At 61.6% G+C, this 12,113-nt stretch carries 12 protein-coding genes and 1 riboswitch; of the genes, 2 read left to right on the top strand and 10 right to left on the bottom strand.

The features are described 5' to 3' along the window. Window positions 1-12: 12 nt before the first annotated feature. On the bottom strand, window positions 13-1,389 hold the full coding sequence (locus tag PG879_RS15505) for an alanine/glycine:cation symporter family protein (protein ID WP_210601660.1): 1,377 nt from the start codon (window positions 1,387-1,389) through the stop codon (window positions 13-15). Window positions 1,390-1,654: 265 nt separating this feature from the next. Continuing rightward, window positions 1,655-1,765, bottom strand: a riboswitch (glycine riboswitch). A gap of 506 nt (window positions 1,766-2,271) precedes the next feature. On the opposite strand from PG879_RS15505, the gene PG879_RS15500 reads away from it, so the two are divergent. Further along, window positions 2,272-3,420, top strand: coding sequence for a type III PLP-dependent enzyme (locus PG879_RS15500; protein ID WP_010673490.1), 1,149 nt, complete (start codon window positions 2,272-2,274; stop codon window positions 3,418-3,420). Window positions 3,421-3,485: 65 nt separating this feature from the next. On the opposite strand, the gene PG879_RS15495 is transcribed toward PG879_RS15500, so the two are convergent. From PG879_RS15495 to yfcD, 3 genes are all read right to left on the bottom strand, one after another. Next, the gene (locus PG879_RS15495; RefSeq protein ID WP_010673489.1) at window positions 3,486-4,454 is read right to left on the bottom strand and encodes a calcium/sodium antiporter; all 969 of its coding nucleotides are present in this window, start codon (window positions 4,452-4,454) and stop codon (window positions 3,486-3,488) included. Between the two features lie 124 nt (window positions 4,455-4,578). After that, entirely contained in the window at window positions 4,579-5,049 is a 471-nt protein-coding gene (locus PG879_RS15490) for a peroxiredoxin (RefSeq protein ID WP_052816154.1), read from the bottom strand. Between the two features lie 112 nt (window positions 5,050-5,161). Continuing rightward, complete coding sequence (gene yfcD / locus PG879_RS15485; protein WP_080990053.1) at window positions 5,162-5,692, bottom strand: NUDIX hydrolase YfcD; 531 nt, start codon at window positions 5,690-5,692, stop codon at window positions 5,162-5,164. Between the two features lie 177 nt (window positions 5,693-5,869). Here yfcD and PG879_RS15480 point away from each other — a divergent pair, with 177 nt between their 5' ends. Next, complete coding sequence (locus PG879_RS15480; RefSeq protein ID WP_010673486.1) at window positions 5,870-6,085, top strand: DUF1107 family protein; 216 nt, start codon at window positions 5,870-5,872, stop codon at window positions 6,083-6,085. A 95-nt stretch (window positions 6,086-6,180) separates the two neighbouring features. Here PG879_RS15480 and PG879_RS15475 read toward each other — a convergent pair whose 3' ends face one another. From PG879_RS15475 to PG879_RS15450, 6 genes are all read right to left on the bottom strand, one after another. Then, the gene (locus PG879_RS15475; RefSeq protein WP_010673485.1) at window positions 6,181-6,924 is read right to left on the bottom strand and encodes an amino acid ABC transporter ATP-binding protein; all 744 of its coding nucleotides are present in this window, start codon (window positions 6,922-6,924) and stop codon (window positions 6,181-6,183) included. A gap of 13 nt (window positions 6,925-6,937) precedes the next feature. Then, entirely contained in the window at window positions 6,938-8,032 is a 1,095-nt protein-coding gene (locus PG879_RS15470) for an amino acid ABC transporter permease (RefSeq protein WP_010673484.1), read from the bottom strand. A gap of 9 nt (window positions 8,033-8,041) precedes the next feature. Beyond that, window positions 8,042-9,229 carry an amino acid ABC transporter permease gene (locus PG879_RS15465; RefSeq protein WP_236729495.1) on the bottom strand — a complete coding sequence of 396 codons (1,188 nt, stop codon included), beginning with the start codon at window positions 9,227-9,229 and terminating at the stop codon, window positions 8,042-8,044. A gap of 62 nt (window positions 9,230-9,291) precedes the next feature. Beyond that, the gene (locus PG879_RS15460; RefSeq protein WP_010673482.1) at window positions 9,292-10,311 is read right to left on the bottom strand and encodes an amino acid ABC transporter substrate-binding protein; all 1,020 of its coding nucleotides are present in this window, start codon (window positions 10,309-10,311) and stop codon (window positions 9,292-9,294) included. A gap of 460 nt (window positions 10,312-10,771) precedes the next feature. Continuing rightward, window positions 10,772-11,083: a DUF2845 domain-containing protein gene (locus PG879_RS15455; RefSeq protein WP_029313965.1), complete on the bottom strand. Its 312-nt coding sequence runs from the start codon at window positions 11,081-11,083 to the stop codon at window positions 10,772-10,774. After that, the gene (locus PG879_RS15450; RefSeq protein WP_210538121.1) at window positions 11,068-12,081 is read right to left on the bottom strand and encodes an ABC transporter permease; all 1,014 of its coding nucleotides are present in this window, start codon (window positions 12,079-12,081) and stop codon (window positions 11,068-11,070) included. The genes PG879_RS15455 and PG879_RS15450 overlap by 16 nt, the downstream gene beginning before the upstream one ends. Window positions 12,082-12,113 lie beyond the last annotated feature (32 nt).

Below are 12,113 nucleotides of genomic sequence, written 5' to 3'. Positions count from 1 at the left end.
GCCCGCTTCTCATCAGGCCGTCTGCGGCTCGGGCTCGGCTTCCGTATCCCGGTCCCGACTGAAGTAGGCGCGGGTCTCGGCAATCACCACGTGGCGCAGGCCGATGAGGCCGATGAGGTTGGGCACCGCCATCAGGCCGTTGACGATGTCGGCCAAGAGCCAGATCAGGTCCAGATGGAGGAAGGCACCGCTCGCCACCAGCACCAGATAGATGAGGCGGTAGGGTTTGATCGCCTTCACCCCGAACAGGTACTCGGTGCAGCGCTCGCCGTAGTAGTTCCAGCCAAGGATGGTGGTAAAGGCGAAGAACAGGAGGCCGATGCTCACCAGATACTGGCCCACATGGGCATCCAGCCCCTGGGCAAAGGCCAGACTGGTCATGGCCGCACCGCTTGCATCGCCGCTCCACACCCCGGTCACCACCAGCGTCAGGCCGGTCATGGTGCAGATGATGAGGGTGTCGATGAAGGTGCCGGTCATGGAGACCAGCCCCTGCTCCACGCAGGAATCGGTCTTGGCCGCCGCCGCCGCGATGGGGGCCGAACCCAGCCCCGACTCGTTGGAGAAGACCCCGCGCGCCACCCCGGACTGGATCGCCAGCATGATGCCGGCGCCGACGAAACCGCCGGTGGCCGCATGGCCGGTGAAGGCGCTCCCGATCACCAGCATGACCGCATCGGGCAGGGCGCCTGCATTGTTCACCAGCACCCCGGCACAGGCGACGATGTAGAAGATGGCCATGAAGGGCACCACCTTGCTCGACACACTGGAGATGGACTGGATACCCCCCAGGGTCACCAGCGCCACGATCAGGGTCAGCACCACGGCGGTCACTTCACGGGGTACCGAGAAGGAGAGGCTCATGGCATCACTGATGGCGTTGACCTGGGGGAAGGTACCGATGCCGAAGAAGGCGACGCCGATGCCGAACAGGGCAAACAGCCTGGCTAGCGGCCTGGAGCCGAGCCCCTTCTCCAGATAGTACATGGGGCCGCCCGCCATTTGGCCGTTGGCGTCCTGCTGGCGATATTTGACCGCCAGCAGACACTCGGCGTACTTGGTGGCCATGCCGAACAGGGCGGCCATCCACATCCAGAACAGGGCGCCGGGGCCGCCCAGCTTGATGGCGGTGGCGACCCCGACGATGTTGCCGGTGCCTATGGTGGCGGAGAGGGCGGTGCAGAGCGCGCCGAAGCTGGAGACATCCCCCTGCTTGCCCTGTCCCTGATCGCGACCAAAGACCAGCTTGAGGGCGAGCGGCAAACGCACAATCTGAAGCAGACCCAGACGCAGGGTGAGGTAGATACCGGTCCCGACCAGCAGGATCAGCAGGGGGGGACCCCAGACAAAGCTATCGATGGCGGCGAGCGCCGATTGAATTGATGACATGCATCCTCCTTAAAAAAACAACGATTAAGGAGGAGAAGGATGATCTTCCCATAGGTGTCGCGATCGGCCAGAGGCGATCGGATGCAGGCCAAGAATGTGTTCACACTCTTACTGCGAGGCCGTGATCAAGGCTCATGCGCAGCTCGCTTATGTGGGACCGAGAGGCTCATGTACTCACATACACCCCGGTTCCTGCGCGGCGCTTTACCTTGCTGACGACCTCTCGTGACAGATTGTGAACAGTTCCAAGCTCAGGTACAACCATCCCATCCCCTCTGTCCTTTTGCCTGAGAGTTTCCGGCGCCAGATTGCGATGCAATCGTGGTGCCTTGCTCCTTCGGCGCCCGATCTAACGGGTCTCTCCAGAGTATCGTCCAGTAGCAGTCCACACCGGTTGCCCGGTACCTGAAAGATTCACTTCTTCGGTGGATGGTTGCCCATCGCTCTCCTGCTACCTTCATCCGAACTAGTTTGGATTAGGAAGCGGGCATGGTAATCCAAAAACTGTGAGCTGTCTCGCACTCCCTGGCCCCGGCGCCCCCTTTTTACATGGCCGCAACACCCAGGCCTGATGTTATTAGTTCGTTAACTATCAACAGCTTATCAAGCTCCCTTCGGGGGCGATCCCCATCACGGCCCTGAACGCTCCCCGTATCAAGAGCCTGTTTCGTCTCGACCAGAAAAACTTGCCAACATATCCAATCAAAATGCTTGCACACAAACTCAATAAGCCGATAATCCCGCGCATAACTAAGCACTTCGCAAGGGAGTTATGCATTGTGCCTGGTTGGTCCCTCCGGACCGCTCGCCTGAGCCGGCCGTCGCCGGTTCAATCGCATATGGCTTGGGCATATCACGCCCCCTAAGGATTTTCAAAAGAGAATGAACGAGACCCTGGTCGCACAAGATTACCGTCAGTTGGTTGAACAATTCGGCTCCCCCCTGCTGCTGCTCGACAAGGCAGCCGTCCGCAAACAGTATCGGGCCCTGGCGGCCGCCCTGCCCGATGTGCGCTTGCATTATGCACTCAAGCCCCTGCCCCACGAGGCGGTGGTCTCTGTCTTGAAGGAAGAGGGGGCCTGTTTCGATCTGGCCACCAATGGCGAAGTGGATCTGGTGCGCAGCCAAGGGGTTCGCCCGGGGCGCTGCATCCATACCCATCCCATCAAGCGCGACAGCGACATCCGTTATGCCCTGGAATTCGGCTGCACCGTGTTTGTCTATGACAACCCGCTGGAGCTGGAGAAATTCCTGCCCTACAAGGACGAGGTGAAACTGCTGCTGCGGGTCAGCTTCCCGAACCCCGAGACCAAGGTCGATCTTTCCAAGAAGTTCGGCTGCACCCCGGAGCAGGCACTGCCGTTGCTGCAACTGGCCCAGGCCAAGGGGATCAAGGTGATGGGGCTGTCATTCCACGTCGGCTCCCAGGTGCCCCATGCCCGTCGCCACGTGCAGGCCATCGACGCCTGCCGCGAGATCATGGAGCAGGCCTGGGAGCTAGGGCTCAAGCCCTGGGTGCTGGACATCGGCGGCGGCTTTCCGGTGGACTATGACGGCGGCGAGTTCGACATCGACGGTTTCTGCGCCCCGATCCGCGAGGCCCTGGCCAAGCTGCCCGCCACGGTGCAGAAGATTGCCGAGCCGGGCCGCTTCATCAGCGCGCCGGCCATGACCTCGGTTTCCAGCGTGATGGGCAAGGCCCACCGCGGCGACAAGATCTGGTACTACCTGGATGACGGTCTCTACGGCAGCTACAACGGCCAGCTCTACGACCACGTTACCTACCCGGTGAGCACGCCCTATGCCCACGGCGAACTGCACAATGCGGTGCTCTCCGGCCCCACCTGCGACAGCGTGGACGTCATCCGCGACAGCATCATGCTGCCGGATCTCGAGATCGGCGAGCTGGTGGTGGGTCGGGTGATGGGGGCCTACACCTGGGCCTCCGCCTCCACCTTCAACTTCTTCCCCAAGGCGAGCATCCTGATCCTGGACAGCGCCCAGAAGCAGAAGCTGGTTGCCGTGGCCTGAGACCAGGACCCGCGCACAAAAAAGAGGGGACGCCGCGGCGTCCCCTCTTTCATTTCATCACCAGACTAGATGAACTGGCTCGTCAGCAGCCAGCCGGTGTAGGCGACGAAGCAGGCGAGCAGCACGCCCCCCTCCAGCCGGTTGATGCGCCCCTGCCCCTTGCGGCCCAGACACATCACCAGCAGCAACAGGGTCAGCCCCATCATGATGCTCCAGTCGCGGGAAAGCACTTCGGGCGCCACCTCGAGCGGGTGGATGCCGGCGGCGATGCCCACCACGGCCAGGGTGTTGAACAGGTTGGAACCCAGCACGTTGCCAAGGGCCAGATCGTGCTCGTTCTTGCGAATGGCGATGAGGGACGATGCCAGCTCCGGCAGGGAGGTCCCCACCGCAACTATGGTCAGGCCAATCACCAGATCGCTGATGCCAAAGCCCTGGGCGATGGTCACCGCCCCCCACACCAGCAGACGGGAAGCCCCGATCAGCAGCACCAGGCCGACGATGAGCCAGAGGATGGCGCTCTTGAGAGACATGCCCTCGGAGACGATGTCCTCCTCAGTATCAGTATCCAGCGCATCCCCCTTGCCGTTCATGCCGGCCCAGATGGACCAGCCCATCAGCACTGCGAACACAGCCCCCAGAATGGCGGCATCCATCCGGCCCAGATTGCCATCGATGAGCAGGGCGCCGGAGAGCAGGGTGATGCCGAGCAGGATGGGGATCTCCTTGCGCACCACCTGGGAGGCGACGGCAATGGGGCTGATCAGGGCGGTCAGACCCAGGATCAGGGCAATATTGGTGATGTTGGAGCCATAGGCATTGCCGAGCGCGAGCCCGGGATTGCCCTGGGAGGCCGCCAGCGCGGAGACCACCATCTCGGGGGCCGAGGTACCAAAACCGATGATCACCATGCCGATCAGCAGCGGCGGCATACCGGCGTAACGGGCGGTGGCGGCGGCGCCGTCCACGAACTTGTCGGCACTCCAGACCAGCAACGCCAGTCCGGCAATCAGGGCAACAAAAGCCAGGGTCATATTGTTCTATCTCATCCACGGCAAACACGAGAGCCAGGCAAGTTGCCTGGCTCCATCCAAACGCGGCCTCAGTGTAACGGGGTCGCTTGCTATTTCAAGGTGTAATCAAACGCCGATTAATCTTTCACAGCGCCGCCAGCAGGCTCTGGGCATCCGACACCTCGAACTTGCCTGGCGCCTCCACGAAGAGCCGCTCCACCACACCGTCGTTGGCGATGAGGGCAAAACGCTGGGCCCGCACGCCGCCGAAGGCGCCGGTCTCCTTGGCCAGACCCAGTGCCCGGGTCCAGCTGCCGTCACCGTCCGCCATCATGGTGATGGCAGAGGCGTTCTGGGCCTCTTGCCACGCCTTCATCACGAAGGCGTCGTTGACCGACAGACAGCACAGTTCCACCCCCTTGGCCTTGAACTGATCGGCCAGCACCACGTAGCCCGGCAGGTGAGCGTTGGAGCAGGTGGGGGTGAAGGCGCCGGGCACCGCAAAGAGCACCACCCGCTTGTCGGCAAACAGGGCCTGGGTATCCTTCACCTGCTTGCCCTCGGCGGTGATAAAGGTAAATTCCCCTGCGGGCAGGGATTGACCGACCGTGATCATGATGACGCATCCTTCTGTGGTTCAAAGAGGCCCAGTCTACCCCATTCCACCAGAAGGCGAAGGGGTCCATCGAGCAGCAACCAAGCGATCGGGGAGCGAACGCCTGTCGCCCCTATTTCTGGCCTGATGGCAGGCGCCTTGCCTGCCAGGTGGCGATGGCGAGCAGGGAGTCAGGCGTGAACTCGTCCGCCCGATCGGCTATCTCGCCCAGGCTCATCCAGTGCACCTCGCTCACCTCTTCGGCCTGCAGTTGCAGCGGCCCCTGATAGTGACAACTGAACAGGCCGCCCCAGACCCGGTAGCGGCTGCAGCTCGCCTCCCCTTCGGCATAGAAGGTGCCGTAATCCTGCAGGGGCACGTCGCGGATCCCCAGCTCCTCGGCCAGCTCTCGCCGGGCGGAAAGGGCCATGGCCTCCCCCGTGGTCACCACGCCACCGGCGCAGGCATCCAGCATGCCGGGGCAAAAATCCTTGCTCGGGGTGCGCCGCTGCACCAGGATGCGCTCAGCCTCATCCAGCACCAGGATGTAGCTGGCACGATGGCGCAGGTTTTCCTGACGCACCCTGGCGCGCTCGGCCACCCCGATCACCCTGTCCTGCTCGTCTACTATGTCCACCCACTCCACGTGCGGCACCTTTGTCATGTCTGCAATGGCCGCAGTATATCGGGCCCCGGACCCGGACTCTCACTACTTTTTCAACGCCGGGGCTGCACGCCAGCCGATCACAAGACAGATTCATACAAATCTTTATCAAGTGTCACATCAGTGTCACGGTCCGTCGGCATAGTGTGCCCTGTCCAAACAACAGGGTCTCTTGCCATGAAGGTGTTCAAGCAGTGGTCTCCCCGTCGAATTGCTCGATATATCAAGAGCTTCCATCATGGAAGTTTCATGGTTGAAGCACTGGGGCGGTTTGAGTTTCAAGGGGGGATCATCGATGTGAAGCCGTTGAGCTGTCATCAGGCGCTGAGCCTGGCCCGGCAGATCAACCTGGCCGTGCGCGATCTGCGCACCACCACCCTGTTGCCGGGCTGACATACTCCTTTCTGTCTGTCGTCGACTTCCATGTACACATTTGCCCGCCGCTCATTCGAGCGTGCGGGCTGTTTTTCTGAAGGTTGTGCCCTGCCTCAGTGCTGCAGGATCTGGGAGAGGAAGAGCTTGGTCCGATCGGACTGGGGGTTGTCAAAGAACTGATCCGGCACGTTCTCTTCGATGATTTGCCCCCGGTCCATGAAGATCACCCTGTCCGCCACCTGCTTGGCAAACCCCATCTCGTGGGTGACGCAGAGCATGGTCATCCCCTCGTGGGCCAGCTCCACCATCACATCCAGCACCTCCCGCACCATCTCGGGATCCAGCGCTGACGTCGGCTCGTCAAACAGCATGACCTGGGGATTCATGCACAGACTGCGGGCGATGGCGACCCGCTGCTGCTGGCCACCGGAGAGCTGCCCCGGATACTTGAGCGCCTGTTCGGGGATCCGCACCCGGCGCAGGAAGTTCATGGCGATCTCCTCGGCCTCCTTGCGCGGCAACTGCTTGACCCAGATGGGTGCCAGGCAACAGTTCTCCAGCACGGTCAGATGGGGGAAGAGGTTGAAGTGCTGGAACACCATGCCCACCTCCCGGCGCACCGTCTCGATGTTCTTGAGATCCGAGGTCAGGGCCGTGCCCTTGACCAGGATGTCTCCGCTCTGGTGCTCTTCCAGCCGGTTGATGCAGCGGATCATGGTGGACTTGCCCGAGCCCGATGGTCCGCAGATGACGATCTTCTCCCCTCTGCCCACCTGCAGGTTGATGTTGCGCAGCACGTGAAACTCACCGTACCACTTGTTGACCTCTTTCAGTTCGACAACTGCGTCCGTTTTCATATCAGAACGACTCCTAATGCTTGTGGCCCGTGTTGAGTTTGCGCTCCAGATAGATGGAGTAGCGGGACATGCCAAAACAGAACATCCAGAAGATCATGGCGATAAAGACATAAGCTTCGGTGGAATACCCCAGCCAGGCCGGATCCGCCAGGGCCACCTTGGAGATGGCCAGCAGATCGAACAGCCCGATGATCAGCACCAGGCTGGTGTCCTTGAACAGGGAAATAAAGGTGTTCACCAGGGAAGGAATGGTGATCTTGAGGGCCTGGGGCATGATGATGAGGCCCATCACCTTCCAGTAGGAGAGCCCGAGGGCATCCCCAGCCTCATATTGCCCCTTGGGGATCGCCTGCAGCCCCCCTCTCACCACCTCGGCCACATAGGCCGCCTGGAACAGGATGATGCCGATGAGCGCCCGCAGCAGCTTGTCGAGCTCCACCTCGGTACTCATGAACAGTGGCAGCATGACGGACGCCATGAAGAGCACAGTAATGAGCGGCACCGCCCGCCAGAACTCGATGTAGACGGTACAGAGGCTGGAGATGACCGGCATGTGGGAGCGGCGCCCCAGTGCCAGCAGGATGCCGAACGGCAGTGCGACCACTATGCCCACCACCGCCAGCACCAGGGTGAGCATCAGCCCGCCCCAGCGGTTCGTTTCCACCACCTCCAGCCCCGCTCCCCCATGGATGAGGAAGAAGGCGATGACAGGGAACACCAGCAGGGTGAAGAGCGCCAGCCACCCCTTGCGCGGGGTCTTTGGCCAGATGAGCAAGGCCAGCAGCGCCGCCAGACCGGCGAAGGTCAGGTTGATGCGCCAGTACTGATCGGCCGGGTAGAAGCCATAGAGATACTGCCCCAGCCGGCTCTCGATGAAGATCCAGCAGGCACCGCCCTGGACGCAGGCCTCGCGGCTGCTCCCCTGCCAGGTGGCCGAGAACAGCGCCCAGTCCAGTGCAGACCAGATGAGTGGCAGCAACAGATAGGCCAGCACCAGGGTCAGCAGGCCGTTCCACCAGTTGGGGAAAAGGTTCTGCCTGATCCAGGCGAGCGGCCCCCGACGGTGGTTGGGAGGCGGCAGCGCCTCCTGCAATTCATTCACGAACATGACAGCTCCCTAGCGCTCAACCAGCGTCATTCTGCGGTTGTAGATGTTCATCAGCACCGAGGTGGTGATACTGATGACGAGATAGACCCCCATGGTCATGGCGATGACCTCGATGGCCTGCCCTGTCTGGTTGAGAGTCGTCCCCATGAACACCGAGACCAGATCCGGGTAGCCGATGGCGGTCGCCAGGGAGGAGTTCTTGGTGAGGTTCAGATACTGGCTGGTCAAGGGAGGAATGATGACCCGCATGGCCTGGGGAATGATCACCAGCCGCAGCGTCTTGATGGGCGAGAGCCCGAGGGCGGAAGCCGCCTCCGTCTGCCCCTTGCTGATGGCCAGGATGCCGGATCGCACTATCTCGGCGATGAAGGCCGCCGTATAGATGGTGAGCGCCAGCAAGAGGGCCGCGAGCTCCGGCAACACCGTCAGCCCGCCCCGGAAGTTGAACCCTTGCAGCGCAGGCACGCTCCAGCTGAGCGGGCTGCCCGCCAGCAGGAAGGTGATCCCCGGGAGCAGCATGACCAGGGCGGCCACACAGCGCCAGAACGGGAAGATCCTGCCGGTCAGGGCCTGACGGCGGCGAGCCCAGCGGCCCAGCCCCCAGCTCAGCAGCACCGCGAGCACCAGTGCCCAGATCACGTAGCCGAATCCCTCTTCGAACAGGGGCTTGGGCAGATAGAAGCCCCGCACGTTGAGGAAGGCGAGCCCGCCTATATCCACGCTCTGACGCGGGGAAGGCAGGGTACGCAGCACCGAGAAATACCAGAAGAAGATCTGCAGCAGCAGCGGGATGTTGCGAAACGTCTCTATGTAGACGGCCGCTATCTTGGCCACCAGCCAGTTGCGCGACAGGCGCGCGACCCCGAGTGCGAACCCGAGCAGGGTGGCAAACAGGATGCCGAGCACGGAGACCAGCAGGGTGTTGAGCAAGCCCACCACGAAGGTGCGACCGAAGGTATAGGTCTCGTCGTAAGGGATGAGGCTCTGCAAGATGCCGAAACCGGCCGTGTTGCCCAGAAAATCAAAGCCTGTGGTGATGCCACGGGTGGCCAGATTGGTCAGAGCATTGTTGACGATGTAGAACAGAAACCCGATAACCGCCGCGATGGCCAGGCACTGGAAGAGCAGCGCCCGCACCTTGGCGTCATACCACCAGCGGCCCTGTTCTTTCCTATGGTTTGATGCGTGTAACGCCATGAGGATGACTCCGACAAAGCCAGGGATAACATGGGGGGCCAGGCCCCCCGGTGACTGTCGACTCAGCGGATGGGTGGCGCGTACATCAGACCGCCCTTGTTCCAGAGGGCATTGATGCCGCGATCAATCTTGAGGGGGGAACCGGCACCGACGTTGCGATCGAAGGATTCACCGTAGTTGCCGACCTGTTTGACGATGTTGTAGGCCCATTTGTCATCCAGCCCCAGCACAGTCCCTTTGGGCTCTTCCAGCCCCAGCAGACGACGGATGTCAGGATTGGTGGACTTGAGCATCTCGTCCACGTTGGCAGAGGTGACTCCGGCCTCCTCGGCATTGAGCATGGCGTTGAGGCTCCAGCGCACCACCTTGAACCACTGATCGTCACCCTGACGTACGGCTGGGCCCAGCGGCTCCTTGGAGATGACCTCCGGCAGCACCACGGCTTCCTCTGGCTTGGTGAGCTTGATCTTGAGGGCATAGAGCTGGGACTGATCCGAGGTCAGCACGTCACAGCGGCCAGCTTCGAAGCCCTTGACGGTCTGATCCGAGGTATCGAACACCACTGGGGTGTACTTCATGCCGCCATTGGCGCGGAAATAGTCGGCCAGGTTGAGCTCGGTAGTGGTACCGGACTGGATACAGACGGCGGCACCGTCAAGCTCCTTGGCGCTCTTGACCCCGAGGGACTGCTTGACCAGGAACCCCTGCCCGTCGTAGTAGTTCACCCCGGCGAACGTGAGGCCCAGCGACCCATCCCGGGTCAGGGTCCAGGTGGTATTGCGCGAGAGCAGATCCACTTCCCCGGACTGCAGGGCGGTAAAGCGCTCCTTGGCGGTGAGGGAGACATACTTGACCTTGCTGGCGTCCCCCAGTACCGCGGCGGCCACGGCGCGGCACACATCCACGTCGAGCCCGGTCCAGGTTCCCTTGGCATCCGGGTTGGAGAACCCGGGCAGGCCGTCACCGACCCCGCACTGCACGAATCCCTTCTTCTTGACGGCATCCAGCGTACCGTCCGCCCACGCATTGGCTGCCATCAGCGACAGCGCCATCACCATACCTGCCTTGTGTATCTGCTTCATGTCACTCTTCCCTGTGGTTTGATTCGAACAGGCATCAAAATCTAGCGAGATGCCATCGTTTCCCTGCTTTTTGGCAGCTTATCCAGCCGCAGAAAAACCTGTCAATCGGTGCAATCCGGCCCAACCATGGTGCAACAGAACAAAATATCTAAACGGGGGAATATGCACTCTCAGAATCAAAAGTAGACCCTTATTTGCCAAATAGCCTGCTGCTTAAAACCCTTCTTGGCATGAGGATTATTTTTCGAAAATAAATCGGCTGCACCGCATTGGGGCAGCCATTTCTGCTGACAACTGACTCATCAGATTCAGTTTTATGCCAAAAGCACCAGAGTGAGGCAGCATGAGCCCATATGGAAAAATGGCGATAACAGGCAGGGAAAAGCAACAGAAAAAGAGGTAAAAGGCGGGGAAATGGCGACCTCATCTCCCGCAGGCTGGGCTTCAGAAAACCAGGAGGTCATCCTCCCCGTGGACCATCCGCAATGTCGGTGATGACGCCGTTTTCGACGGTGACAAACTGCATGAATTCCCGCTTGCCAAAGTTGTAGGTCCAGCGCTCGGCATACTTGACCGTCACTCTCGCCCCGAAGCCGTTCTCCTCGAAGCGGGTGAGATCTTCCTTGAGCATCGGCTGGCCGCAGCGAACCAGCAGCTCTGCCGTGGTGTCTCCCTCGGTCAGCAAGGCGTTCTTGCAACGCAGGGTACCTGCCTGCACAGGCAAGGCCGCCACCAGCAACAACCACAGAACAGGTTTCATTTTGCACTCCATTTGAACAGCATGGTTCCCAGCGAGATGCACACCAGGGCGAACACCATGACCTGGCCCAGAGGGCCTGCCACCTCCTGCCATCCCGCCCCTTCCAGCATCACGGCGCGGGCTGCTTCGATGATCTGGCTGAGGGGCAGCCTGGCCGCAAGCTGCTGCAGCCAGGCGGGCGCGCCTTCTAGCGAGAACCAGACACCGGATAAAAACATCATGGGCAAGCTGATGAGATTGAGCAAACCGCTCGCCAGCTCCTCGTTCTGCAGGCGAGCGGCGATGAGCAGGCCAAGGGAGGCCATGGCCGTTCCTCCCGCCAGGGCGATCACCAGCAGCAGCCACCCCGACCCGATGAGGGGCACATCCAGCAACCAGTAGGCCGCGCAGAAGACCAGCAGGCTCACCACCAGGGTGATCAGCACCCGTGACAGCAACTGGGCGAAGAGAAACTCCAGCGCGCCGAGCGGCGTGGCTCGCAGCCGTTTCAGCACCCCGTTCTTGCGATAACGCACGATGACAAACCCGACCCCGAACAGGCCGGAGAACATCAGGTTCATGCCGATCACCCCGGGCAGCAGCCAGTCGCCGTAGCGAATGGCGCGCCCGCTCAGGGTCTCTCTTTGCAAGGGCCCCTGCACCGCCTGGCGCAGCAGATACTCGGCCATGGCCCCCTGAGGGGCGTCCGGGTTTATCCAGTAACGCCCCCCGGCGGGTGAGAGCAGCAGGTCCAGCTGATGGTGACGGACCTTGAGCTGACCTCTCGACGCCTCGTCATAGGGGATGATCTTGAGCAGCGGCACGGCGCGCAGTGGGGCATAGGTTGCAGGCAGTTCCCCCACCACCCCGATCTGTACCAGCGGCTTGGGCGGGCCGGAGAAGATGAGGGAGAAGCCGATGACCAGCAGGAGCGGGAAAAGCAGGTTCCACACCAGGGCCGCGCGATCGCGTACGAACTCGAGGGTGCGGGCATAGAAGAGCGCCCCGATGCGCTTGAGGGATCCCTTCATCGTCCACTCCCGGGATTGCATGTCGGCAAGGC

Origin of the sequence: Aeromonas sp. QDB63 (genome assembly GCF_027707425.1) — a bacterium.
Lineage (GTDB): Bacteria > Pseudomonadota > Gammaproteobacteria > Enterobacterales > Aeromonadaceae > Aeromonas > Aeromonas caviae.
The sequence above is the reverse complement of the archived record's forward strand: the minus strand, read 5'-3'. Positions and strand labels throughout refer to the sequence as shown.

Bases quoted from the DNA above. Each gene is read 5' to 3' on its own strand.
- PG879_RS15450 (WP_210538121.1), bottom strand. From the start codon at position 12,081: ATGAAGGGATCCCTCAAGCGCATCGGGGCGCTCTTCTATGCCCGCACC.
- PG879_RS15480 (WP_010673486.1), top strand. From the start codon at position 5,870: ATGAAGGTGTTCAAGCAGTGGTCTCCCCGTCGAATTGCTCGATATATC.
- PG879_RS15465 (WP_236729495.1), bottom strand. From the start codon at position 9,229: ATGGCGTTACACGCATCAAACCATAGGAAAGAACAGGGCCGCTGGTGG.
- PG879_RS15460 (WP_010673482.1), bottom strand. From the start codon at position 10,311: ATGAAGCAGATACACAAGGCAGGTATGGTGATGGCGCTGTCGCTGATG.
- PG879_RS15490 (WP_052816154.1), bottom strand. From the start codon at position 5,049: ATGATCACGGTCGGTCAATCCCTGCCCGCAGGGGAATTTACCTTTATC.
- PG879_RS15500 (WP_010673490.1), top strand. From the start codon at position 2,272: ATGAACGAGACCCTGGTCGCACAAGATTACCGTCAGTTGGTTGAACAA.
- PG879_RS15495 (WP_010673489.1), bottom strand. From the start codon at position 4,454: ATGACCCTGGCTTTTGTTGCCCTGATTGCCGGACTGGCGTTGCTGGTC.
- PG879_RS15470 (WP_010673484.1), bottom strand. From the start codon at position 8,032: ATGTTCGTGAATGAATTGCAGGAGGCGCTGCCGCCTCCCAACCACCGT.
- yfcD (WP_080990053.1), bottom strand. From the start codon at position 5,692: ATGACAAAGGTGCCGCACGTGGAGTGGGTGGACATAGTAGACGAGCAG.
- PG879_RS15455 (WP_029313965.1), bottom strand. From the start codon at position 11,083: ATGGAGTGCAAAATGAAACCTGTTCTGTGGTTGTTGCTGGTGGCGGCC.
- PG879_RS15475 (WP_010673485.1), bottom strand. From the start codon at position 6,924: ATGAAAACGGACGCAGTTGTCGAACTGAAAGAGGTCAACAAGTGGTAC.
- PG879_RS15505 (WP_210601660.1), bottom strand. From the start codon at position 1,389: ATGTCATCAATTCAATCGGCGCTCGCCGCCATCGATAGCTTTGTCTGG.